The organism is Rheinheimera sp. UJ63 (assembly GCF_021568285.1).
In the GTDB taxonomy this organism is placed as follows: Bacteria; Pseudomonadota; Gammaproteobacteria; order Enterobacterales; family Alteromonadaceae; genus Alishewanella; species Alishewanella maricola.
The window spans coordinates 706,896-730,913 of record NZ_JAKGTQ010000002.1; the positions used below are offsets into that span (position 1 = coordinate 706,896).

19 protein-coding genes are annotated in these 24,018 nt (G+C 44.9%); 15 read left to right on the plus strand and 4 right to left on the minus strand.

What is annotated here, in order from left to right; all coding sequences use genetic code 11:
* Nucleotides 1-171: 171 nt before the first annotated feature.
* Together L1N97_RS16940 and L1N97_RS09290 are read left to right on the plus strand one after the other, a co-directional pair.
* Nucleotides 172-2,196 carry a glycoside hydrolase family 32 protein gene (locus L1N97_RS16940; RefSeq protein WP_268964659.1) on the plus strand — a complete coding sequence of 675 codons (2,025 nt, stop codon included), beginning with the start codon at nucleotides 172-174 and terminating at the stop codon, nucleotides 2,194-2,196.
* A 113-nt stretch (nucleotides 2,197-2,309) separates the two neighbouring features.
* Nucleotides 2,310-3,002, plus strand: coding sequence for an SIR2 family NAD-dependent protein deacylase (locus L1N97_RS09290; protein WP_236129588.1), 693 nt, complete (start codon nucleotides 2,310-2,312; stop codon nucleotides 3,000-3,002).
* Between the two features lie 197 nt (nucleotides 3,003-3,199).
* On the opposite strand, the gene L1N97_RS16945 is transcribed toward L1N97_RS09290, so the two are convergent.
* A complete protein-coding gene (locus tag L1N97_RS16945; RefSeq protein WP_268964660.1) occupies nucleotides 3,200-3,322 on the minus strand; it encodes a hypothetical protein in 123 nt (40 codons plus the stop codon).
* 101 nt (nucleotides 3,323-3,423) lie between these two features.
* Here L1N97_RS16945 and L1N97_RS09295 point away from each other — a divergent pair, with 101 nt between their 5' ends.
* The 6 genes from L1N97_RS09295 to L1N97_RS09320 all read left to right on the plus strand — a co-directional run bounded on the left by L1N97_RS09295 (nucleotide 3,424) and on the right by L1N97_RS09320 (nucleotide 9,382).
* A complete protein-coding gene (locus L1N97_RS09295; RefSeq protein WP_229585700.1) occupies nucleotides 3,424-3,753 on the plus strand; it encodes an ArsR/SmtB family transcription factor in 330 nt (109 codons plus the stop codon).
* A 16-nt stretch (nucleotides 3,754-3,769) separates the two neighbouring features.
* Nucleotides 3,770-4,786 carry an ACR3 family arsenite efflux transporter gene (gene arsB, locus L1N97_RS09300; protein WP_229585699.1) on the plus strand — a complete coding sequence of 339 codons (1,017 nt, stop codon included), beginning with the start codon at nucleotides 3,770-3,772 and terminating at the stop codon, nucleotides 4,784-4,786.
* 26 nt (nucleotides 4,787-4,812) lie between these two features.
* Nucleotides 4,813-5,310, plus strand: coding sequence for a phosphatase domain-containing protein (locus L1N97_RS09305; RefSeq protein ID WP_236129589.1), 498 nt, complete (start codon nucleotides 4,813-4,815; stop codon nucleotides 5,308-5,310).
* Nucleotides 5,311-5,384: 74 nt separating this feature from the next.
* Nucleotides 5,385-6,512, plus strand: coding sequence for an ATP-binding protein (locus L1N97_RS09310; protein ID WP_236129590.1), 1,128 nt, complete (start codon nucleotides 5,385-5,387; stop codon nucleotides 6,510-6,512).
* A complete protein-coding gene (locus L1N97_RS09315) occupies nucleotides 6,509-7,774 on the plus strand; it encodes a vWA domain-containing protein (protein ID WP_236129591.1) in 1,266 nt (421 codons plus the stop codon). Before L1N97_RS09310 ends, L1N97_RS09315 begins: the two co-directional genes overlap by 4 nt.
* A 498-nt stretch (nucleotides 7,775-8,272) precedes the next feature.
* Entirely contained in the window at nucleotides 8,273-9,382 is a 1,110-nt protein-coding gene (locus tag L1N97_RS09320) for a PDDEXK-like family protein (protein WP_236129592.1), read from the plus strand.
* A gap of 172 nt (nucleotides 9,383-9,554) precedes the next feature.
* Here the strand turns inward: L1N97_RS09320 and L1N97_RS09325 are convergent, their stop codons facing one another.
* Entirely contained in the window at nucleotides 9,555-11,333 is a 1,779-nt protein-coding gene (locus tag L1N97_RS09325; RefSeq protein WP_236129593.1) for a hypothetical protein, read from the minus strand.
* Nucleotides 11,334-11,394: 61 nt separating this feature from the next.
* The gene (locus L1N97_RS09330) at nucleotides 11,395-12,117 is read right to left on the minus strand and encodes a metallophosphoesterase (protein WP_236129594.1); all 723 of its coding nucleotides are present in this window, start codon (nucleotides 12,115-12,117) and stop codon (nucleotides 11,395-11,397) included.
* Nucleotides 12,118-12,281: 164 nt separating this feature from the next.
* Here L1N97_RS09330 and L1N97_RS09335 point away from each other — a divergent pair, with 164 nt between their 5' ends.
* The gene (locus L1N97_RS09335; protein ID WP_236129595.1) at nucleotides 12,282-14,375 is read left to right on the plus strand and encodes an AAA family ATPase; all 2,094 of its coding nucleotides are present in this window, start codon (nucleotides 12,282-12,284) and stop codon (nucleotides 14,373-14,375) included.
* Between the two features lie 18 nt (nucleotides 14,376-14,393).
* Here the strand turns inward: L1N97_RS09335 and L1N97_RS09340 are convergent, their stop codons facing one another.
* Complete coding sequence (locus L1N97_RS09340) at nucleotides 14,394-15,416, minus strand: helix-turn-helix transcriptional regulator (protein WP_236129596.1); 1,023 nt, start codon at nucleotides 15,414-15,416, stop codon at nucleotides 14,394-14,396.
* A 995-nt stretch (nucleotides 15,417-16,411) separates the two neighbouring features.
* On the opposite strand from L1N97_RS09340, the gene L1N97_RS09345 reads away from it, so the two are divergent.
* From L1N97_RS09345 to L1N97_RS09370, 6 genes are all read left to right on the plus strand, one after another.
* Nucleotides 16,412-16,618: a hypothetical protein gene (locus tag L1N97_RS09345; protein ID WP_229585690.1), complete on the plus strand. Its 207-nt coding sequence runs from the start codon at nucleotides 16,412-16,414 to the stop codon at nucleotides 16,616-16,618.
* A gap of 11 nt (nucleotides 16,619-16,629) precedes the next feature.
* A complete protein-coding gene (locus L1N97_RS09350) occupies nucleotides 16,630-17,499 on the plus strand; it encodes a hypothetical protein (RefSeq protein ID WP_236129597.1) in 870 nt (289 codons plus the stop codon).
* Between the two features lie 68 nt (nucleotides 17,500-17,567).
* Nucleotides 17,568-18,581: a helix-turn-helix transcriptional regulator gene (locus L1N97_RS09355; protein ID WP_236129598.1), complete on the plus strand. Its 1,014-nt coding sequence runs from the start codon at nucleotides 17,568-17,570 to the stop codon at nucleotides 18,579-18,581.
* Between the two features lie 61 nt (nucleotides 18,582-18,642).
* A complete protein-coding gene (locus L1N97_RS09360; RefSeq protein ID WP_236129599.1) occupies nucleotides 18,643-19,749 on the plus strand; it encodes a hypothetical protein in 1,107 nt (368 codons plus the stop codon).
* A gap of 108 nt (nucleotides 19,750-19,857) precedes the next feature.
* On the plus strand, nucleotides 19,858-21,831 hold the full coding sequence (locus tag L1N97_RS09365; RefSeq protein WP_236129600.1) for a DUF2779 domain-containing protein: 1,974 nt from the start codon (nucleotides 19,858-19,860) through the stop codon (nucleotides 21,829-21,831).
* 103 nt (nucleotides 21,832-21,934) lie between these two features.
* Nucleotides 21,935-23,989: an AAA family ATPase gene (locus tag L1N97_RS09370; protein WP_236129601.1), complete on the plus strand. Its 2,055-nt coding sequence runs from the start codon at nucleotides 21,935-21,937 to the stop codon at nucleotides 23,987-23,989.
* Nucleotides 23,990-24,018 lie beyond the last annotated feature (29 nt).

Below are 24,018 nucleotides of genomic sequence, written 5' to 3' on the forward strand. Positions count from 1 at the left end.
CTTTTTTTAAACTGCATGACCATCGATAGTCAGTGCAGGTTGCCAAATGTAAGTCGCTTAAGCGTTTGGCCAAAACAGGTTAGCGCGGGTAGCCTAAAGATACAAAGTGCTGTTATTCAAGTGCCATGCTCTACACCTAAGATCAAGGGTATTTAACAAGGATTAACGCAAATGAAGCCATTGTTGTTCGTTTTTAGTCTGCTATTACTTAACGCTTGTAGCTTACAAAGCAGCACCTATGTCGAGCCGTTCAGGCCACAATTTCATTTTTCGCCGCAACAAAACTGGCTAAATGATCCCAATGGCATGTTTTATTATCAAGGCGAGTATCACCTGTTTTATCAATATCATCCTTATGGCAATAATTGGGGCCCAATGTATTGGGGGCATGCAGTCAGTCAAGATTTAGTGCATTGGCAAGAGCTACCTATTGCCTTAGCACCAGATGAAAAGGGCATGATATTTTCTGGAAGCGCCGTGGTAGATTGGCACAACACCTCCGGTTTTGGTAGCGCTGAAAACCCACCTATTGTGGCGATGTTTACTTATCATGATCAAGCTTTAGCCAGTAACAATGTGATAGCCCATCAATCGCAGGCGATTGCTTACAGTTTAGACAAAGGGCGAACCTGGACCAAATACACTGGCAACCCAGTAATAGCAAACCCGGGTATGTTGGATTTTCGTGATCCGAAAGTGGTGTGGGATGATGAACACCAGCAGTGGGTAATGGTGCTGGCACAAAAAGATCATATTGGGTTTTATACTTCGCCAAATTTAAAAGACTGGCAACATGTTAGTGATTTTGGCCAAGAGCATGGTGTGCATGGTGGTGTTTGGGAATGCCCTGATCTTATTAAACTTAAGATAGATGGCAGCGATAATTATCGCTATGCCTTACTGGTTAGCATTAATCCTGGCGGGCCAAACGGCGGCTCAGCAACGCAATACTTTGTGGGGGACTGGAATGGACAGGCGTTTATTTTAGATGCAGAGCAAGCCACCACCTTAGCCGTTAAACCTGCGGTTTTTCCTGCCGGTGAGCTGATAGAAGGCTTCGAACAGGGTTTTACACAATGGACGGTAAGCGGTGAGGCATTTTTAGATACGCCAACAAAAGGGAACCATAAAGGGCAATGGCCTGTTAGCGGTTTTGTTGGCGACTATTTGGCAAATAGCTTTAGCGCCGGCGATCTGCCACAAGGCCAATTGTTATCTGCCCCGTTTAACATAGCGAATAACTATATTAATTTTTATGTCGCGGGTGGTTATGAGCCCGACAAAGTTGCCGTGCAATTGCTAATAGACGGTGAAGTAATGCGACAAGCTGGTGGGTTGCACACAAACAATTTTATTGTGCACAGCTGGTCGGTGACGGATCTGCTTGGTAAAACAGCACAACTGCGTATTCTTGATCTTAGCTCAGGCCCTTGGGGCTTTATTATGGTAGATGAGATTACCCAGTCTGAAAAACCAGCCGAGAATGCACAAGAGCAGGCATTGTGGTTAGATTGGGGCACGGATAATTATGCCGGCGTAACCTTTGCAAATACTACTGAAGTGTCCAGCAACCCTATTTTTATGGGTTGGATGAGTAATTGGGATTATGCCCGAGATCTGCCAACTCAGCCTTGGCGTGGTGCCATGACACTGCCGCGCGAACTGGGGTTATTAGAAACCAATCAAGGTTTAAGAGTGACCTCAAAGCCAGTTGCTCAGTTAGAACAACTTGTTTCAGAGGCGCGGCCATTTTCAATTGCAGCGGCAAAGGATACCACTGTGTCACTGCCAACAACGCAGGGGGCGAAAATAACGCTAGGTTTTACTCACCCTAACGAAGCCGCATTTACCTTGGTTTTTAAAAATAACACTGAGCAACTCATCCTTGAGTATAACGCTTTAGAGCAGAGCGTGACGCTGGATCGCAGCGCGGCAGGGCTGGCAATTGCTAATGAAAAGTTTAACCCTATCATTAAGATGCCACTGACGACTAAGCTTAGCTCGGGGGCTGCTGAAATATGGTTAGATACGTCAGCGATAGAGGTGTTTATAGGTGAGGGCGAGTATGTTTTAACCTCACAGGTGTTTCCAACATCAGCCTATAGCGAATTAGTGGTGATTAATTCCTCGTTGCAATCATCACTGTCTTTAAGTGTGCAAACAGTGGATAGCATATGGCAAAAGCACACTCATTAAGCGTGAGTATCACGCGAAGGGCGTGGGATGGCGTTGTTGATTGCGCGACTTATCTTGTCGAGGTCATACTTTACACTATGTTTAGACTATGACTGGCTAGGGATAAACGGCAAATGCAAAACAAGCAACAAAAAATTGTGGTGATCAGCGGCGCGGGCATCAGCGCCGAAAGTGGCCTGGCAACCTTTCGTGATCCCGAAGGGTTGTGGCAGCAATACTCGCTGGAGGATCTGGCAACGCCGCAAGCTTTTGTGCGCAACCCCGAATTGGTTCACCATTTTTACAATGCCAGGCGCAGGCAAGCAGCACAGGCAGAGCCGAATGCCGCGCATTTGGCTATTGCTAAATTGGAGCAGGCTTATCAAGTGGTGGTGATCACACAAAATGTGGATGATTTGCACGAGCGGGCAGGTTCAAGCCAGGTGCTGCACTTACATGGCAAATTATCAGAAGCCCGCAGCAGCCGCGATCCACAACTAATACAAGAGATTGGCAGCCAGGCGCTTAACGTAGGCGATCTCGCCGCCGATGGCTCACCCCTAAGACCTAACATTGTTTGGTTTGGTGAAGAGGTTACCGCTATGGCAGCGGCCATGACAGAAGTGGCCAGTGCCGATAAAATTTTGGTGGTTGGCACCTCGTTGCAAGTGTACCCGGCAGCTTCATTGTTATTTTACGCCAGAGAGAATGCCGAAAAAGTGCTGATTAACCTGGATGTTGCTGATATTGAAACGGGCTATCAGTTTATTCAAGGCAAGGCAGCAACTCAGGTGCCCGCGTTGGTGGCGGCATGGGGCTGTCGTTAAGCGCTCTGTTTTGGCGGCAAGACAGCTAAGCAAAAGTTGCACCTTACGCTATGAAACTTGCTTTTGCGTCGCTAAAAGCAAGTCTCCAAAGCAAATTTTCCTGCACATTGGCTTGAAAGCCCGAATGATCATGTGCTTTTGAAGGTGTAAACCTCACGGGTGCGGCGCAGCAGCGCCGAACTCAACCCCTCGTTTTCTTAAAACCTAAGCGGACGATGTTCAGTCGGTTCGCTGCACAGGGTATTATTCGTAGCGGCATGCACTTTTAACGACGCACCGCGATTGTGCCAAATCAGCCACTGGCGGATTCTACGAGTCATATTCCCACCTTATTTACTGACGCCACGACGTCATGTTTAACTTGACTAATGTCATACTTGTCCTTATATTCGTTTATCGTCGAATAACGATATTGGTGTTTATGAGTACTCTTAATTCGGTCTCCAATGAACAACTGGCCGCTATTGCAAAGGCGTTTGCGCATCCTGCCCGCATACACATTATCCAGCTTTTGCTGAGCAAACCGTCCTGTATTGGTGGTGAAATCACCAGCGAAGTGGGTCTTGCTCAATCAACGGTATCGGAGCACTTACGCATATTAAAGGCGGCAGAAATTGTTACCGGTGAAATAGAACACCCGCGAGTGTGTTATAGCCTTAACCGTGAAAAGTTATTGCCGTTACTGGATTTGTTACAACAAATTGCCAGCAGTCAGGTGTCTAATGATGGTGCGTGCTGTGCTGGTACTTAAAGGTATTGAGTAAAATATGGGTATATTTGAGCGATATTTATCAGTTTGGGTAGCGTTATGCATCGTTGCTGGTGTTGTGCTTGGCAACCTAATGCCGGGTGTGTTTCAAGCGATAGCGGCGATTGAGTATAGCCAGATAAATTTAGTGGTGGCCCTGCTGATTTGGTTAATGATATATCCAATGATGGTGCAGATAGACTTTGGCGCAATTAAAGATGTTGGCAAAAAGCCCAAAGGCATCATGCTTACGCTGGTGATGAACTGGTTGGTTAAACCTTTTACTATGGCGGCACTGGGCTGGTTGTTTTTTAAGGTGTTATTCGCCGGATGGGTTGACCCCCAAAGTGCTAATGAATATATCGCCGGTATGATTTTGCTCGGCGTTGCGCCCTGCACGGCAATGGTGTTTGTTTGGAGCCAACTGACTAAAGGCGATGCCAATTACACCTTGGTACAAGTGTCTGTGAACGACATTATTATGATTTTTGCCTTTGCTCCTATCGCCGCATTGCTGTTGGGCGTTAACGATATCGTTATTCCGTGGCAAACACTGTTTTTGTCAGTGCTGCTGTATGTGCTACTGCCGTTGATTGCGGGTGTCATTACCCGCAAACAGCTTAATAAAGGCGGTACAGAGCAGCGTGTCAGCGCATTTTTGGCTAAAGCCAAACCGTGGTCGGTCATTGGATTATTGGCGACAGTTGTTTTGTTGTTTGGTTTTCAGGCACAAACCATCGTTGCCAAACCGCTGATTATTTTGCTTATTGCTATTCCGCTACTACTACAAACTTACGGCATTTTCGCCATTACCTATGCCATTGCCAAAAAGATGCACTTGCCACACAACGTTGCGGCACCGGCCGGCTTGATTAGCACCTCTAACTTTTTTGAACTGGCTGTCGCAGTTGCCATAGCGCTGTTTGGTTTAAACAGCGGTGCAGCACTGGCAACCGTGGTCGGAGTGCTGGTTGAAGTGCCGGTGATGTTATCACTGGTGTGGTTTGCCAATCGAACCCGGCACTGGTTTAGCTGACACTTTTTACTGATTAGGGAACTACTATGCAGCATCCATTTGATTATCTGGAACTGAGCACCGGCACGCTGATGTTCACGCCGTGTCCGGGCACTAAAGGCGTAAGTCTGTCTGACAGCATTGGTCAGCTTAAAGCGGCTGGCGCGGCAGCCGTTATTACACTGATGCCAACACATGAGCTAGAGCAAAACGACGCAACGCGCATTGGCGCTATCTGTAAAGAGCTTGGCTTATCATGGTATCAGTTACCGATAGAAGATGACTGTGCGCCAGAGCAGGCATTTGAGGCTGCATTTTCTGACTATAAAGCGGCCATATTGGTTTTGCTGCAAGCGGGTAAAAAAGTGGCCATTCACTGCAAGGGCGGCTCTGGTCGCACCGGACTTATGGCGGCAATATTAATGGCTCAGCTTGGTTACAGCAAAACCGAAGCGCAAACGTTAGTGCAGCAGCTTAGACCCAAAGCCTTGTGCCATCCGGTCCATCAACGCTATTTCGAAAATTTAGCGGTTGACAGTTTATAAGACACAAGCTGTCGCACCTCTTGCATAAACTGGCTCGTCGTTAGCGATCTGCTATTTATGCCTAAGGGGTGCTTATGTATTCTGCTCGCCAAGTTTCTATTACAGCCAATGAGCTGACCCAATTTTTAGCGCTGCAGCTGAAACTGCTTGCCCAAACTGACCAGCCGCGTTTAGTTGCTCCCGTGATGTTGTGGGGGCCGCCGGGTGTAGGGAAAAGTACTATAGTGCGTGAGCTATGCCAAAAAGAAGGCATTGGTTTTATTGATATTCGGCTAGCGCAACGTGAGCCGGTTGATATTCGTGGTTTACCGGTGGTGCGGGATGATCATGTTGATTGGTTACTAAGCGGCGAGTGGCCACGCGATCCAGATAGCCGCGGTATTATTCTGTTTGATGAGTTAACCGCTGCAGATCGCAGTTTGCAAGTGGCGGCTTATGAAATCATTTTAGATCGCCGCTTGGGTGATTTGTATCAATTACCCGCCGGTTGGTTGGTGATGGCAGCGGGAAATCGCAGTAATGATCGCGCCGTGGCTTATACCATGTCGAGCGCTTTAGCCAACCGTTTTTGTCATTTAGAGCTTACCGCCGATTTGCAAAGCTGGACCTTATGGGCGCGGCAGCAGGGAATAGATGAAGCGCTAATTGCTTTTCTGCGTTACCAACCGCAATGCTTTATGGATATGGAAAACGATCTTGAGCGCGGTTGGCCCAGCCCGCGCAGTTGGGAGCGGGTGTCATTTTATCTACAGCAACATACCGCGCTAAACGAAACGTTACTGCAAAAAATTATTTGTGGTTTAGTTGGCCCAGGCGCGGCTTATCAACTAATAGCCTTTTTGAATGCGCGCGCCGAATTGCCTGATGTGCAGCTAATGCTAAACGGTAAAATTCCAATCCAGATCCCAGAGCGGCCAGATATGTTGTTTGCCTTTTGTTCATCGTTAAGCCAGCAATTGTGGCAATCACCAACCATGATGGAAACACGCATTGGTCGATTTTTAGAAATTGGGGTAGCGATGACGTCTGACTTTGCCACGCTCACCTTAATTGACAGTATTCAACACACAAACAATGACGAAGTGCAGCGTCGCTCTGAGTTGCTTTTAGGGCATAAAAAATTTGTGCAGTGGTCTGACAAACATGGCCAGCATTTTGATGCGTTACAAGGCGCCACACTGTTAACGGATGCACCAGTATGACGGCGCAGGCAATCGTTGCGGTTATTGTGCCTGATGCGGCTGTGCAACGTGAAAAGCAACGCGTTGTTACGGAATTACAGCAATTACGCTCTGATCTCTTGTTAAGCCAGCCTTTTGTTGCGGTACTGGCGATGCGGCTGCATTTAGTGGTGGTCGATGATGATCGTTTAGCAACAGCTTGCACGGACAGTCAGCGCGTTTTCTTTAATCTTGACTTTATAAAACGTTGCAGCACATCGCAAAAGAAATTTGTATTGGCGCATGAGGTTTGGCACTGCGTGATGGGCCATTTTATACGCCGGCAAGATCGAGAACCGCTGCGCTGGAATTACGCTTGTGACTTTGAAGTAAATGGCATCTTGCATCATTATTTTAAGGGCGATGATATGCCTGAAAATGTGCTGTTTAGCCACAGTTATAGTGGTAAATCGGCTGAACAAATTTATCAAACCTTGGGCCGATCAGCCGCTGATCAGTGGCATGAGACCTACATTATTGGTGGTAAATCGCTACCGGCTGACAACGCGCAATTTGATCAACACCAACCTGAGTTATCCTCTGCTCAGCACCCGGCTATTAAGCTAGATCCCGATTATCAGCCACAGCCAGTCACCGAACGAGACCTGCATCGTTGGCGCGAATATACCGCTGCGGCAGCCCAAGTTACGGGTGTGATGGCTGGTAACCAAAGTAGTGTCATGCAGCGCGTTATTAAAAACGTGTTAAGCCCACAATTGTCATGGCCAAGTATCTTGCAGCGCTTTATTCAACGTACCATTAGCGGCAGTTACAGCTGGCATCGACCTGCACGGCGTTATATAGGGCAAGGGCTGTATTTACCGGGCAGGCAGGGCAAAAAACTGCACATTAGTTTAGCAATCGATACCAGCGGCAGTACCCTGGAAGATTTGCCGCAGTTTCTCGCTGAAATAAGCAGTATATTACGGCAGTTTGAGCAAGTTAGGTTGCAGGTAATAAGTTGTGACGCCACGGTCACTGATGTCAGTTATTACGAAAATAACGACTTACCCGCACTTGTAAACTGGCAAGCAAAAGGAGGGGGCGGTACTGATTTTCGGCCAGTATTTGCCTATCTGCAGCACGAGCAGTCAGACAACTGCCCGCCACAAGCGTTAATTTTCTTTACCGATGGCTACGGAACCGCACCCGCACAAGCCCCCCAATACCCAGTGATTTGGGTATTAACAGGACAGGGGCGTCAACCCACAAATTGGGGCGAAGTGATAGCTTTAATAAGCTGAGGTTATTGGCTAGGTTAGCCATTTAAATGATAGATATTGATAGTTATTTAAGCCAGTAAGCTTATTGTTACTGGCCGTTTATTGATACATGTATAAAATTTTTTGTCAGTTATGAGCGAAGAACAGCAATTCCTGATGCACCAAAATGTTTATGTGCATGTTCGCAATAACTTGTTAAATAAACAGCGGTTTCGCCGTTGGCGAGTGACTTTCTTTTGTTTCGCCAAAAGAAAGTATCTCACCGCAGGTGAAATGCTGACTAGCATAACAAGCTAAGCTTCTGAAATTGCATAGCTTTCTGAGATTCTATTTGTGCAAGAGGAAGCTGGTGGCTGTGCTAACTCAGTGATAAATGTGCTAGTAAAAAATAAAAACTACTCTATTATCGGTTTGTGAAGCTGTTTAAGTTAACAATATTATTTAAAGTTATTTTTTAAGAACGTCTTTCAAAGCAAAAAATATCACTCAATACGGAGTGATAAAAAATAAAGGTTAGGTATGGATACCACATTAATAAAACTGCAGCAGTTGCTGGCTGATTTTAAACAACTGCCGCCGCTTAATGTTGCCGAGCAAAGTATTTTCAGTATCGGCAGCAAAGGCTATTACGAAAACCCCACCACAGATATTTTGGCATTTTTTTGTAACGACAACGGCCAGCATAAGCTTGGTAATACGGCGCTTAAAGCGCTATTTAACTGCCTCAATGATGTTACATCTGAACTTGACTGTTCGTTAATAAGCCCTCCTGAACGTGAAGTCGTTACCAAAGACCGTAAGCGTATTGACCTGCTTTTGGAAAGCGCTAATTGGGTGATGGTTGTAGAAAATAAGATTTTCCATCAGCAAAATAACCCGTTTGATGACTATGAAAATTTTATTCTGGTTGAACAAGCAAATCGCTTTGCCAACAAAAAGAAGCTTTTTGTTGTGCTCGCTCCGACGAAAGAGGTAACACTAAAGGGTTGGCATTTTATAAGCTATTCAGAGCTGATTGCTGCTTTAAAAGCTCAGTTAGCTGAACTGTTTATATCTCAACCTATTCATAAATGGCTATTACTGCTTCGCGAATTTATCTTACATCTGGAGAGCCTCATGTCACAGCCATCCTTAAATCAGGAAACACTCGACTTTGTCTTGAAAAATCTAACAGAAATCAAAGATATTCAGCAAATTAAACAAGATGCTATCAACGAGTACTTGGCGCAGTTACAAACGGCGCTACAAAGAAAGTTAGACAAAGTGGTTAATGCCCGCATACAAAACTGGGGCGGCTATCCTGCTTTACGCTTTACTTTGGCCGACTGGAACGAGCCTGATTGGGATGTTGTGCTTTTCTTATCTGGCAAAGCAGATACTACAGAGTTCTGTGTTTATGCCATCTTAAGTGACGGTTTAACTGAACAAAAAGCAGATGCTATCGTAATGCCAGGTTTAAACCCTAAGCGTGATTTCGAGAAATATGGGCGCTTAAAAGTGCGTAAATACAGCCTCCAATTAGCGGTGCGCACCCAAGAGCAAATTATTGAGTTTATTTATGACCGCCTTTTGGAATTGGATACGCTGATTATCGAGCTTAAGAATCAACCGGCTATTCCTGCATTGTGATTAACTAAAAGCCTTTTAAGGTATAAATGCTTCTTTGTTAAAAAGCACTTCACCGGGCTTTCGAGCGGAAGTAGAGTCGCATTTTCTTTAGATACTGTCTTTTGGCGACGTAAAAGACAGTATCTCACCGCAAATGAAGCCTTAATTATTTCTTTAACATCAACGGTAAAAACTACCCCCTTGCCAGTGCCGCCTTGGCATACCAAACTTTAACGCTTTCAAACGACACATTGGCCATTTTGGCGACATGCGGCAATTCGCTGTGATTGGCCATGGCGAGTAGTTTAGGCCGGGCATACTCTGGCATGGCTTGCATGGCAGATGGTAGGATCTCGGCTAAAAATTTCGGTGATAAGCTGATGCTCAGAAAATCAAACAAAGCGAAGCGCCAAGTTTGCTGCTCTTCTGAAAGTTGGCTGTGAGGCTGGCAAAGTTTAATAAACAACTGGCTAAGGCGCTTCAGGCCCGGTAGCAGTGTGTTATTGAGCGTTAACCAGGTATGGGTATGCGTGGTTTTTTGTTGGATAAGCTGCTGTATAAACGCCAGCTTTTCGCTTATATGCAAAGGGCTATCGTCTTTGCTTAACATGTTACAAAGCGTATGAAAAGCCGCCGGCTCATGCAGTAATGCAGAATGTACGGCAGTGCGCATAAAATCTGCGGTATCGCTAAGTGCTTGCCGATACGCCGCGAGCCACAGTAAAAAGTCGGCCTCGTAAGATTCAAAGATCCGATCTTTTTTGATCTTCCAGCGCCAAGAGTGTGGTGTTATTTTGCTTGGCGCTTGCTTAAAGTGGCACGGGCGCTGTTGATTTTGTAAGTAAAGGGCGCAGCGGATATCCCAAAGCCGATCAACAGCAAACCCAAGATCGGCAAACGCCTGCAATAGCATAATGGCATGATAGACATTATGCGGTTTCGATTGCCTCGCGGCTTGGGTTAACAGCGCTTCAATGAGCTCAGTATCGAGCTGTTCGGTGAGCTTGTTTAAGGCATCACGAATAGTTGCCTCATTGATCGAGAAGCTTGCTTGATCCAGTAATTCTGGTGCAAAAATACCGCTACTAAACACCAATGGCGAGCCAGCGCGTAAGCGAACTAAGTTAGGGCAGTCGGAAACATGTAATTGCGCTATATTGCCTGAATTTAGCTCAGTGAGTGCGCTGCGCCGCAGTTTAACGCTTTGCCAGCTACCGGCAAAATCGACAATACTGTGTGCGGCATCGGTTAGCTGTGCATGTTGTGCACTAAAATCAGCGGGGGCGGTTAAGCGGCTAAATTGTGGGCAGTGCTGTAATTGAATGTTATGTAGTTCGTTATCTAAAATAGCAATACTGCGCAGGCCAATGGCTCGCTGCACCGCTAAATACTGACAACCCGACAGGGTTAAGCAAGCAATACCGGCGATATCGGTAAACACTAACTGGCGTAGGTTAGCAAAAGCAGGGGCCATGGCTTGCTGATAACCGCCGCTAAAAATCAGTAAGCTGTCTTTGGGCAGGTTTTGCAGCGTCGTGAAATCGTCTAGCCACATTTGGTTTAAGTCATAAAAATAGATTTGCTGCCACAGCTGCTGAGGCGGTTTTTGCGCCAGTGTGAGTAGCTCGCCTTCTTTAAGCCAGCACATATCCAGTTGGCTTACCGGCGCAATAATGTGCAAGCCATGTGGAAAATCAGCAAGATCAAGATGCAGCACCCAACGATTTTCGCTATGCCCTTGTAGTAACACTTGTTGTAACGCCGATGCGCCCTGAATGCGTAAATGCCGCTCGGCCGGTACTGTGCTGCAAATATGCAGCTGTTGCAGCGCTTTAACCTGCATTAAGTCAAGGTGTCGCAACGCTGTTTGCGTGATACTTAACGTGGTTAAGGTTGCATCATGAATACTGCTGCTGTGATCCGCATTCAGTACCAGCGGGGCTTTATCAGAAATATGTCGAACTGCAGTCATAACACGCCATAACCTATGAGTTAAAACCACAGTATTGATAATCGGTGCGACAATTTGCGTCTTAGCTTCGGCTGTTTTTAAAACCAGCAACCAGTTCAGGGAGTGACAGTAGGGTTAATTGCTCGGTGTAGTAAGCGCCAGTATCAATATAAGCGCGATTGGCCACAAACAGCGGCTGTTGCACAACGGTATGTCCAGACACCACATAATCAATGTTGGCCACGTGCAAAGACGCTAAGGCGTTCAGCTGTTTAGCTTTAAGCATACTGCGCCCAGAAACCAGCGTGCGCTGTAAGCGGGGCGCTTGCTCGGCATCGGCCGTGTTAGAAAGTGTTAACCAATCGTTTTCAGGCACATCGCCGTGCACAATGCCGATAAGGCCTTGTTCGGTATGCAATTCCAAGGCTAACGGTTGCTCTGCAATGGCCACAAGCTGCTGCATAACGATTGTTGCCTTGTCGGGTTCCTGCTTTTTGAGATGTTCAAACCAGTCACCGTCATTGGCCATCCATATCGCGTAATCACCAACCGGGTACAAATCGTGATTGCCAGCGACCATCACAATGCAGCCTTGTTTTAGTCCTGCCAGCACAAAGCTAACCGTTTCAGGGCAAAAGCGGCCTCTGTCGATTAAATCACCAACCAACACCAATAAATCTTGCTCAGCAACAAAACCTTTACGAGCTAAAGCGGCTTGCAGCAAATCAAAACGCCCATGGATATCGCCACAAAACAATAGCGTTCTGTAGTGACGCGCATCAATCTTTTTTAAATACCGTGCCAATTCATTACTCCTTATATTGCTGCCATTACCCTCGCAGCAGAGGTGATCAGCATAGCAAGCTATCGCGACGACATATGTCTTGTAAAAAAATTTTTTCTGCGTCTTATCTTGTCGTTGGCAAAGGCCAAACTTCTGATTGGGTAATGCGAGAGGGAAGTAACACTATGACAACGCCAATTCGTAAGAAAGCGCTTGCAACCAAAACAAACCAAACTGACTTATTTATTGAAACTGATACCCCCGCGATCTGTCGGTTATGGGCTCTTCGGTTATTGACCAGCCAAAAACTGCTCAGAAAACTGTATATGGACGATGAATTAGATCCGGAGTTTGCGAACACTTTAGGCTTAACGCCTCAAGCGCATTTACTCAGTCCCACTCAATTGCAGCGTGCCTTCGTAAATAAACAACTGCAAATAGAATTGCAGGCCGAGTTATGTTTGCCCGAGCCCTTAGCACGAAATATCCAAAGCTTGGCACAGATGATGGGTTTAACTGCGCTAGAGCAGCAACTATTGGGTTTTGTGGCGTTGGTTAAAACCGATCGCATGTTAAACAGCACGGCAGTGTTGTTGCGTGATATTAAAAAGCAGCAACTGCCAAAAATTTTAGCGCAAATACTTGGTTGTAATGAGGTTGAATTGCAGCCCTTGTTGCGTCAAAACAGTACCTTGATCAATTCGGGTTTACTGGCTTTAGAGTCGATGCCTGTTTTTTCGTTAGACGATGTTTTTGAGTTTATTTCAGTGTCGTTTGCTTATAACTTATTTGATGAAAGCAACGATGTGAAACGCCTGCTCAAAGAAATTGTGCAGCAAGCCAGCCCAGCAACACTGACCCTAAAACAATTTCAGCATATTGAGACTGATCTGCAGATTTTACTGCCATATCTAAAAAACGCCGTTGAGCAGCAGTTACCCGGTGTGAATGTGTTAATTTATGGCCCACCGGGAACCGGTAAAAGTGAGTTGGTGCGTGCCTTGGCAAAAAAATTAACATTGCCGTTATTTGAAGTGAGCAGTGAGGACAGCGAAGGGGATGGGATCAGTGGCAATAATCGGTTAAGAGCATATCGTATGGTGCAGTGTTTGCTGTCTAGCTCAAAAAATGTCGTGCTGTTTGATGAGATTGAAGATGTGTTTGCCCAAAACCCTTTTTCACGCCAAGCAGAGCTTCGAAAAGGCTGGATGAACCGTATGCTAGAACAAAATACCTTGCCCTGTTTTTGGGTAACCAATGATCATACCGTAATGGATAATGCGTTTATTCGGCGCTTTGATCAGGTAATAGCGCTAGCGTCTCCGCCACAAGCCCAGCGTGCTGCGTTGCTGCAAGATGCTGCCGCAAAGCTTGTTAACGCCGAAGAGGCGATGCAGCTTGCCGCGTTACCCCAGTTAACACCAGCCATTATTACCCGCGCCAGTAAAGTGGTGGCGCAGTTAAACCCGAAGTTAACACGCCCGGTAAAAGTGGCTGCGCTTAAACATCTTATGCAGCAAACATTGCGTGCGCAGGGTCATCAAGTTGATGCGGCTTTAGCAAGAGACGCACTTGGCCCCGTGTATGATGCCAGCTTGGTTAATGCAGACATTGATTTGTTAGAGCTGACCAAAGGGTTGATAAACGCTGGCAGTGGCCGCTTATGTTTATACGGCCCACCGGGTACGGGTAAAACGGCGTTTTGTCACTTTTTAGCCAAGCAATTAGGTAAGCCCCTGCTGCAAAAAACAGCGGGCCAGTTGTTTGGTATGTATGTTGGGCAAACCGAAAAGCAAATTGCCGCGGCATTTGCGGAAGCTAAGCAACAGGATGCGGTGTTGTTGTTAGATGAAGTAGACAGCTTTTTACAAGATAGACGCGGGGCGCGGCAGCAGTGGCAAGTGTCTGCAGTAAACGAAATGCTGATGCAAATGGAAGCCTTTGATGGTGTTTTTGTGGCCAGCACCAATTTACTGGATAACTTGGATCAGGCCTCACTGCGCCGGTTTGATTTAAAATCCGGTTTTAGCTATTTAAAACCAGAGCAAACTAAGCAATTATTTGATGCGCATTGTCAGCAGCTACAGCTTTCTCCCTGTCGCGACAGCGCACAGCGATTAGCCGCCTCAAGCCAACTTACGCCGGGAGATTTTGCTGCTGTGGCTAGGCAAAGTCGGTTTCGGCCCTTTGCCACAGCAGCGCAGTTTGCTGCAGCGTTACTTAACGACGTTAAGCTTAAAAATCTTGATACGGCAAAACCGATTGGTTTTTTACAATAAGGAGCAAAGTAAGCTCAGTTAAGGTGTTTCAGCTTGCTGATACTGTGCTAAAGCGTCTTGCAAGCTGTTAATTACTGCAAGGCGCAGCGCGGTGGGTGCTAAAACCTGAATGCTATTGCCATGTGACAGTAGCCACCATTTTAATTGCCAGCCATCATGTACAGTGGCTGTTAAGTGATGCCAGCCATCGGCTTCGGGGCTAAGCTGCATATCTTTAGCAAGCGGGGCTTCTTGTAATAATTGGCTTAAATACGGGTTTACTTTTGCTTGCAGCACAATTTGCTGGCCATTGGCAAATTGTAAGGCACCACTTTGCAAATAACCCTCTAAGGTAAAACCCTCAGGGCTTTGCAGGGGGTGTTCTGTAAGCGCTAATAAGGTAAAACGGTGTAATGCAAATAAGCGCACATCTTGATAGCTACCTACTGTGGCAATTAAATAGGTAATGTGGCCGCGCTGCACTAAGCCAAGTGGGTTTAACAGGTATTGTTTTTGCTGTTGATCATAAAGGGCGGTGTATGTTGCGCTTAGCTGTTTATTGTCACTTAACGCTTGTTGCACAGCCTCATATAAAACAGGGGATGTTGCGGGCGGTAGCATCGGTAACGCCGGAGATACAACGGCAATTTTATCGGCTAAGCGGCTATTGCTGTTACTGTCTTCCAGTGCTTGTAGCTTGTTTTTCGCCTGGCTAAAGCGGCTGTTCAGGCTTTGCAACATCACTTGTGGCAAGATGCTTTTTAATGTGCCTTCAACCAGTTGCAACATCATCGCTTCAGCCACACTGATACCGGGCAGCTGAATATCTTTATTATCCATCCAGCGCCATAAATGCGCTGTTTTACTTTCATCACTGACAATGGGAAACACCATGGATAAATCATTCAGATCGCGTTCCACCGTGCGTTTGCTAACTTTAAAGCCCTGATCATCCAACAGCGACTTTAGCTCGGCAGCCGTTTTACCCAAACCACGATTAGGCAGTAAATTAAGCAACTCCCATTGCCGACTGAGCGTGACGTGCGATTTAGCAGCAGACATACAACCATCCTTGAGTGTAATTTAAAGCAAAAAATAATGGCTTATATGCATGCCATTAAAGGAATAATAGAGACAATACAGGTAAATAGGAAGCGACAAAGCGATAAGAAAGCGAGATTTACGAGCTGCGGGTTATGAACCAGACGAGTTACCAGGCTGCTCCATACCGCGTCCGATACTATCCCCAAGCAGGAGAGTCCACAACGCAGACCAAGAATTATTTGAGTTCGCGCCGATAATCGCCACTGCATATAAGTACTGTATCTTCTTCAAAAAATCAGTAAGCCGGTATTTTACATCCTCATTAAAGGCTCTGTGATGGCTATGAATTATTCATCCCTGGCATTTATGAGTTCCATTTACGTCTTTTAAATACTCATCCTAAAAGTGCGATATAAAACAAAGGAAGTGTGCTGGAACTGTTAACTTGAGTTGCTTCACGCACTAACCATGTACCTATCACTTGTGAAGTTTGGTGACTGGTAAGAACAGTTGCAAACATCGAATTAATTAAACAACCCTGAGCATGACCCTTTTTACGAATACCATGCTAGATTTTAATTGTTTTCAACAGGAGTAATGAGAATGTAGGTTTACGGTATTGTGGCTTGTATTGTCGGTTTTACCGCAATGGGTTTCAGCCTCTATTTAGCGTTACGCGTTGCTAAAAAACGAGACCTTCGCGAGTGGCAATTAGCGAGACTAATAAAAAAGCTGCCAACAGTTAATCCGCTTCAAGTTGCAGTCATCAGCTTTTATCGTTATCAGATCCCTGAAGATATGCAAAGCGGGTGACAACGTATAGGTTTACGCCAGCCATAAGGTTTGAGTCTGTGGAATGCTGTTCCAAACTGTTATTACGCCATTGTAGTTTTGCGATGTCTAATCTGACTATTACTTAACTTAAGCGTCACTCTTAGCGTGACGCTTAAGGTATCAATCATTGAAACATCGGTGGTATACACTTGGCATATAACCAACCAAGGAGTGTATCTATGACAAGCCAAATCCTTCGCGACGCAGCCGGACATCCCTATGCTTTTATCGATCACCATCCAGGTGGTGATCAATCCATTCGAACAGTGGATGGAGTGATTGGACGTTATTACGCTGGCATGAACTATACCATGGATTTACGCCGCGGCACTGTTATAGCGAAAGGGAATGCCCTGCAAAGTTTAGTAGCGCCTAAGATTTACTAAGGAGAGTGCCAATGCAAAAACTCCCGATATTTTATCGCGATGAAATTATCAGTGATGTTAAAAGCTTTTCTCCGAGTGCTGCTAAGCCTGCGCTTGTTGTAGAGCGCTGGCTTAGCCTTTCACAGCCAATTGAGATTTGTTCCTTTGTGCCTGTAACACCAGACAGCCTCAAATTAGCTCACGATACTGATTACGTTGATGGCGTAATGAACGGAATTCTTAAAAATGGGTTCGGTAATAAAGATATTGCAGTTGCTAACAGTTGTCTTTATACCGTTGGATCTATGCTTGCCGCTGCGAGAAGTGCACTTGTTTCCAAGCAAGTTGCCGTTGCACCCGTATCAGGCTTTCATCATGCAGGTTATGCGGATGCGTTTGGGTTTTGCACTTTTAACGGCTTACTCATTACCGCCTTAATGTTAAAGCATGAGGGGGCCGTCAGCAAAATAGCGATCCTAGATTTAGACGTGCACGAGGGCGATGGCACTCGAGAGATTATAGACAAACTGCAGTTAAACGATTGGATAGTGCATCATAGCTTAGCCTACGCAATTGAACCAATACCCGAAAATGCAGAGGCTTATCTTGATTCGCTGCCGAAGGTTTTAACTGAAATGGCAAGCTGTGATCTTATTTTGTTTCAAGCCAGTGCTGATCCGCATATCGATGATCCACTGGGAGGGTTTCTTACAACAGAACAGCTACGAGAGCGTGATAAAATCGTATTCACTTTTTGTCAGCAGCACAATATACCAGTGGCCTGGAATACGGCGGGGGGATATCAGCGCGATGAGCAAGGTAACATTTGGCCGGTGCTTGATTTGCATGACAATACACTGAAAGAATGTGTCAGTGCTTACCTAGGAACAGTTCTAGATTAATAAATGAAAAGTATTGATTAATCTTGTGCTTAGGATTAGTTTGTTATTTTTGAGCAAGGAGGCTTAAATTGCCTAAAGTAAGCCGTATAGACTTAACAAAGCATCAAGTATTCCTAGCGTTACCCGAAAAGCCAGCTAACCCAATATCATTGAAAGAAATTATTCGCAGGTTAAGTACTCAACATAAAATAGATGACAAAAGCCTTAATTCCCGCATTTTGGAACAATTCGTTCGACGCAAACTGGATAAATTACTCAATTTTAATGAGTATCCAATCTATGCCGAAGAGTCGGCTCGCCCAGTCTTATATGGACGTGAGAAAGAGCCAGTAAAACAAGCCTTAGGCGTGTTGGCGCAACTTAGTTACTTGAATGACAAGGTAACTCGTTTCTTACCTATTGATCAGCAGGCGATATTTCAAAACTCGATAAAGCAGAACGGTGTGGATCGCTGGCAGCAATATATTTATGTTGCGCCATCTGCCGTTTGGCGTTCACCTGACTATAACGCCGAAGCATTAAGAGTACTTTATTCGGCCATTGAAAATCAGCACCCCATTGCTTTTGATTACCTTAATATGAAAGGGCAAGCCAAAAGAAAACAGCTTATGCCTTGGGGGTTGATGTTTAAAGCAGAAAAGATCTATTTGTTGGGGGTTGAGGGGCAATTAGATATTGATAAACCCGCCTCTTATGCGGTGCATCGTATGGAGAACCTAACTCCATTGCCCATGGAGCTGAAGTATCGCGGCAAACCTGATACAAAAACATTAACTCAGATATGTGAGGAACATGAAATCGGTTTGTTCAGCTCACACCGAGATAAAAAAATTGCCCTTGAACTTAAGTTTTATGGTGATGCAGCCCGTTATATCGATGAAACACCGCTAAGTGATGATCAAAAGGTTATTTCGCTTGCCGATGATTGCCGAATATTAAAAGCAACGGTGCGTGATTGCTACGAACTAAGGAAGTTTATCCGAGGCTTTGGTGTCAATGTCGAAGTGCTTGCTCCAGCTGAACTTAGGGCGGAAATAACTGCAGAATTACAAGCGCTGCTTAAGCGTTATGCAGATATATAAGAAAGCGCTTTAGCTTGCTGGGCCCAGCAAGCTAAGTACATAATTTAAAAGGATTAAGATTATGGCCTTGCAAGACGATATTTTGCTTGATATTCAGAATAATAAAATACCCGTTGTATTTTCCTATCGGCAGTTGTGCCACACCCCACACAAAGATGGCTCATTTTTGGTAGGTAAAAATAGTTATAAACTATCTACTTTGCGCACTCATACAGCAAACTATTGCGAATGGCCATCAGGTGCGCCCAAGGGGCACCACGTCACTAAGGGGGCTAACGCATTATTTATCTACGAGAGCAAAGGGCGTTATCGTTTAAAGATTCATCGTGATTTGCCGTTTGAAGCAGAGCAGAACGATAGTGATGATGTTTATCAGGATGAAGAGGCTGTATTGGTTGAGCTTCCTGCTCGTAAAGCACTTAACGCTCAATCGCTATTAGGGTTTATTGCAGATTATCTAGCTTTTGTGCCCTATCAAAGATATTTCAAACGAGAGCGAAACTATTTTCCTGTGGAACCAGTGTTGGGTATTGAACAGCGTTTGCAAAGTTATTTTTGGCCGCGCATATCGGATACTTGGCATAAAAACACCAAGCTTTTGAATCAATTTAAGCAACGGTTTAAAGCGTTAAAACCAGACTTAACCCAAGCTGGTTCGGCCTCTGCGCTACGTCAGCTTTTTTGGGAGATTTGTGATTGGGGCGGAGTTAGAAGGCCGCAGCTATCTGAAGCTGAGTTGCAGCAGCAGGTAGTATCGGTATGTGACAGCATAATAAAGCGAAAGCCGGTTCATCGCAGTAATATCATTAATAGCGCTTATACCAAGCTATATGCTATCGCTATGCCTGATGACTTTGTTATTTATGATTCCAGGGTTGCAACAGCCTTAACCAGTATTCTGGATAAACAGATGCCCGTTTTCAGTCATTCACCTGACTGGTCTGACTATAGCGCCCTTGGCTTTGTCGATGGTAGAGGGGGTTCCAGACCAAGGGAGTATGAATGGCGCTGGCCTAATGGTTATGGTAGTTGGAAAGCACAACTCGCAGCGAATCGTCTTTGTTGTGATCTTCGAGATTACATTAATCAGAACAAGCAGCGATATAGCTTAAGCAAAGACATCACCCTACGAGAGCTTGAAGCCATACTGTTTATGGAAGGGTATTAATATTACTCAGCTATGGCATGTTTTAACTTAACCTGGCTGTTATTTAATGATGTAAAGGAAGACCAAGCTATTTCTTATCAGTGGAAATAGCCATCAAAAGGAGTATATATGACCAAAGCCCGCTATCTCACTAAATCACGCTTTAAGCTTGCTTTGGAGTGTCCAACAAAGCTGTTTTATACCGCAAAGCCAGAGTATGCCAATCAATCTCTCGATGATCCGTTTCTACAAGCCTTGGCCGATGGCGGCTTTCAGGTTGGCGAACTGGCTAAACAATACTTCTCTGGTGGTATTGATATCGAAACACTGGATGTTGAACAAGCCTTAGCCGAAACGCGTCAATTAATGAGGCGCGAGCATGTCGTTATTTTTGAAGCGGCTATTCGTTATCAGCAGTTATTCATTCGCGTAGATGTGCTGGTTAAATCGCCGGGTGCAATTCAGCTCATCGAAGTAAAAGCCAAATCTTATAACCCAGAAAAAGATGGCGATTTTCTAAATAAATCTGGGAAAATTGACAGTAAGTGGAAGCCTTATCTTTATGATGTTGCCTTCCAGAAATACGTGATTGCGGCAGCCTTCCCCGAGCATAAGGTTTCATCCTATCTTATGTTGGCAGATAAGCAGCAAGCTTGCCAAAGCACAGGACTAAATCAGAAGTTTCTATTAATCCGTGATGAGCGTTCGCGGCGAGGCGTAAAGGTCATTCAATCACTAACTCAACAAGATCTTGCCGTGCCATTGCTTAGAAAAGTGAACGTAGACCATGTGGTTAACAAAATTCTCAGTGGTAATAATTTAGATGACTTACCGCTATCTTCCTTTAGTGAAAATGTAGCGTACTTTTCAAAAGCCTATGCTGACGATGTTCGCCTTTCTGCAGAGCTCGGTGCCAAGTGTAAAACCTGTGAATTCAAAACAATGCCCAATGAAACCGAGCTGGGTTTAAAAAGTGGCTTTATAGAGTGTTGGCAACAAAGGCTTGGCTGGCAAGATAGTGATTTTAACGACGCTAACGTATTATCTCTTTGGAATTTCCGAAAAGCAGATCGTTTTGTCAAAAGCGGCCTTATTAAGCTTAAACAGCTTACCGAAGAGGACATTGATTTTGATGGAAATCTCAGTACGCCTTTGAGCACAACGGCCCGTCAATGGTTACAAATTTCTAAAGCCAAAAATCAGGACGATACTGTATTTATGGATAAAGCTCAGTTACGTCGGGTCATGGCGAGTTTTACCTATCCATTGCATTTTATTGATTTTGAAACAAGCACTGCGGCATTGCCCTATTTCAAGGGGATGGTGCCATACGAGACGGTAGCATTTCAGTTTTCACATCATATGTTACATCTCGATGGCAAAGTAGAACATAAAACGCAGTTTCTTGAGGCCACGCCTGGTCAGTTTCCAAACTTTGATTTCGTCCGTAAATTAAAAGCGGCGTTATCAAGTGATCAGGGCACTATATTCCGCTACTCAAATCATGAGAATACCGTTTTAAATCACATTGCCAATCAGCTAGCCGCCTCTGAAGAGACAGATAAAGACCAGCTAATCGATTTTATTAAAACTATTACGCATTCCGGTCAGGATAAAACGGAAAAATGGCAAGGTAGCAGAGATATGGTCGATCTGTTGGAGTTAGTGAAAGCCTACTATTTTGACCCCACAACCAAGGGTTCTAATTCACTAAAAGCGGTGTTACCTGCAATACTAAATCGTTCTGATGCGCTGAAAAATTATTATAGTTCTCCAATATATGGCACGGCTCATATGCCTAGCCTGAATTTTCAACACCATACCTGGATTGAACTCAATGGTGAAGGAGAAGTTATTGATCCCTATAAAACACTTCCCAAACTGTTTCAGGATGCCAGTGAGCACGATATCGCATTACTCAGTGAAGCCGATGAGCTTAATCATGGAGGTTTAGCGCTGAGTGCATATGGCAAGCTACAGTTTACTACCATGTCGGATTATGAGCGGGCAGAACTTGAATCTGCACTTTTAAAATACTGTGAATTGGATACCCTGGCTATGGTTATGCTGTATCAAGGTTGGCAGTTTTCGCTAGCTGAGTGAGCATAATTGCAATTTAATTATAGGCTTAGCACTTGCTGTGGTTGTATCAATTAATGAGACAACCCTCTGCTACAATCTGCGCCCAGTCAACGATGGAGGGGATATGGAGCAGATTTTTTTAAATGGTGACAAGGCAAACACTTTAGTCGTCAACCCGATAATTTCAACAGATCTAGCCATTGCCGTTCGTTGGTTGATTAATATCCAACAACATTTTTGCCGGTATCGCTGCGAAAAAGTGCTTACGGGGCTTGGCGTGCCTGATGAGTTGGCTTTTGCTATTTTTACTGAAGCAGCGGACCTAAATTACAACGCTATTATCAACCTGCTTGATACCTTTATTGCTAACCGTCCGCCTTTAGCGTTGGATAAAAATATTCAAGTGTTTGGCACCATGATTGCTTTAACGCCTATTGAGATTGCGGTATTCCGGTTTGTCCTGATAGCGCGTACCTGGGTAGGAATTTTTAATGATGTGCAAAACGCCAGATACTATTTATCTAGCAACGATACGTACGAGATCCTGGCAAATTGTATTGGTGCTGATTTGTACGATGTTGAATTAGCCCTACACGACCAATCGCCCCTTGCTTTATGTGGCTTGGTTAAGCAGGAGAGGGGGCATACCTTTATTGATCATTTTAGAACAATGAATGTATTCGGAAAGCTCTTCTCAGACCATTTTAATCCGCAAAGCTTGCTAGAACAATTTTGCACACGCATCAGTAAGCCTGAGCTGAACCTAACCGATTTTGATTATTTAGCTGAGCAAATGACGCTTGCGTCAAAACTAATTTCAGCAGCCATAAATCTCAAACAGCGTGGTTGCAATATATTGATTTATGGCCTGCCTGGTACAGGTAAAACAGAAATCGCTAAGCTGCTTGCATATCAAAACTCGCAGCAGGTAACAGGCGTTAGCGCTGGATTTGAGCAAGAGGTTTATGTTGCTAAATCTAGACTAAATGCACTTTTAATGTGCCAAAAAATCTACGGCGTGAATGCAGATCATGTTGTGATACTGGATGAGGCTGACGATGTGCTGCCCAGTCAGGTTGGTATTTTACTAGGTAATACCGATGCGCAAAAACTGGCTATAAACACCATTTTAGAAACGAACCATTGCCCCTGTATTTGGATTTGTAACAGTATCAAGCAATTTGATCCGGCACAGCTGAGACGGTTTAGCCAGATTATCCCTGTAAACGTACCACCAAAGAACACTCGCTTGAAAATTGCCCAGCGTTATTTGCAAAACACAGGTGTGTCGGCAGCCTACATAGATGAGCTTGCGGCAGATGACAATGTAACTCCGGCATTACTAGCAAGGCTCTGGGCTAATAACAATGTTCTTGGCGAGATGCCGTCTTCACAAAAAGAGCGCTATTTTGATTTAGTGTTAAACCCTATGCTTGAAGCGCAAACTGGGCGTACCCGCATTAAACCTGCAAAGAAACGTATTCGCCCTGAGTTATACAACAGCGATTACTCGGTTGCTGAACTTATCAACTATTTAACGCAAGCCGCTGATTTAAAGCTCTGTATCTATGGGCCACCCGGAACCGGTAAAACTAGCTTTGCCAAGTATCTTGCTGATCAATTAGGGCGGCCTTTGCTGCAGAAGAAAGCGAGTGAATTACTGGGTAGTTATGTGGGAGAAACTGAGCGTGCTATTGCAATGGCATTTTGCCAAGCACAAAACGAGGAAGCAATCTTACTACTTGATGAGGTTGATACGTTAATTAGCCATCGAAACCAAACAGAACGGCATTGGCAAAAAACCATGACCAATGAGCTATTGATGCAACTCGATCACTATCAAGGCATCTTGGTATGCACTACCAATTTTATTGAACAAATCGACGCTGCAGCGTTACGCCGTTTTGATGTAAAGGTGCAACTTAGCTTTTTAAAACCTGAACAGGCAAAGCACCTATTTCACGAATGTGTTACAGGGCTCGGTTTGTCAGAACCGTCATCTCAATCTCTCGCCAGCCTTGAAAAAATGCAACTTACGCCAGCTGACTTTGAGCTTGTCAAAAAGCAAATGCGATTCAAAAGCTTTGAAGAGGTTAATGCGGATATCATATTGACCCATTTAAAGGCTGAAACCGTGTTACGCGGGCAAGTACAACCTAGAATAGGGTTCGTTCATTGATTTAACCAAATGATAAAACGTATCCATCA

Excerpts from the sequence above, each read along its gene's own strand:
- L1N97_RS09350 (WP_236129597.1), top strand. The coding sequence starts at position 16,630 with ATGCAAAAACTCCCGATATTTTATCGCGATGAAATTATCAGTGATGTT.
- L1N97_RS09295 (WP_229585700.1), top strand. The coding sequence starts at position 3,424 with ATGAGTACTCTTAATTCGGTCTCCAATGAACAACTGGCCGCTATTGCA.
- L1N97_RS09365 (WP_236129600.1), top strand. The coding sequence starts at position 19,858 with ATGACCAAAGCCCGCTATCTCACTAAATCACGCTTTAAGCTTGCTTTG.
- L1N97_RS09360 (WP_236129599.1), top strand. The coding sequence starts at position 18,643 with ATGGCCTTGCAAGACGATATTTTGCTTGATATTCAGAATAATAAAATA.
- L1N97_RS16945 (WP_268964660.1), bottom strand. The coding sequence starts at position 3,322 with ATGACTCGTAGAATCCGCCAGTGGCTGATTTGGCACAATCGCGGTGCG.
- arsB (WP_229585699.1), top strand. The coding sequence starts at position 3,770 with ATGGGTATATTTGAGCGATATTTATCAGTTTGGGTAGCGTTATGCATC.
- L1N97_RS09315 (WP_236129591.1), top strand. The coding sequence starts at position 6,509 with ATGACGGCGCAGGCAATCGTTGCGGTTATTGTGCCTGATGCGGCTGTG.
- L1N97_RS16940 (WP_268964659.1), top strand. The coding sequence starts at position 172 with ATGAAGCCATTGTTGTTCGTTTTTAGTCTGCTATTACTTAACGCTTGT.
- L1N97_RS09305 (WP_236129589.1), top strand. The coding sequence starts at position 4,813 with ATGCAGCATCCATTTGATTATCTGGAACTGAGCACCGGCACGCTGATG.
- L1N97_RS09290 (WP_236129588.1), top strand. The coding sequence starts at position 2,310 with ATGCAAAACAAGCAACAAAAAATTGTGGTGATCAGCGGCGCGGGCATC.
- L1N97_RS09320 (WP_236129592.1), top strand. The coding sequence starts at position 8,273 with ATGGATACCACATTAATAAAACTGCAGCAGTTGCTGGCTGATTTTAAA.
- L1N97_RS09370 (WP_236129601.1), top strand. The coding sequence starts at position 21,935 with ATGGAGCAGATTTTTTTAAATGGTGACAAGGCAAACACTTTAGTCGTC.
- L1N97_RS09340 (WP_236129596.1), bottom strand. The coding sequence starts at position 15,416 with ATGTCTGCTGCTAAATCGCACGTCACGCTCAGTCGGCAATGGGAGTTG.
- L1N97_RS09335 (WP_236129595.1), top strand. The coding sequence starts at position 12,282 with ATGACAACGCCAATTCGTAAGAAAGCGCTTGCAACCAAAACAAACCAA.
- L1N97_RS09345 (WP_229585690.1), top strand. The coding sequence starts at position 16,412 with ATGACAAGCCAAATCCTTCGCGACGCAGCCGGACATCCCTATGCTTTT.
- L1N97_RS09310 (WP_236129590.1), top strand. The coding sequence starts at position 5,385 with ATGTATTCTGCTCGCCAAGTTTCTATTACAGCCAATGAGCTGACCCAA.
- L1N97_RS09325 (WP_236129593.1), bottom strand. The coding sequence starts at position 11,333 with ATGACTGCAGTTCGACATATTTCTGATAAAGCCCCGCTGGTACTGAAT.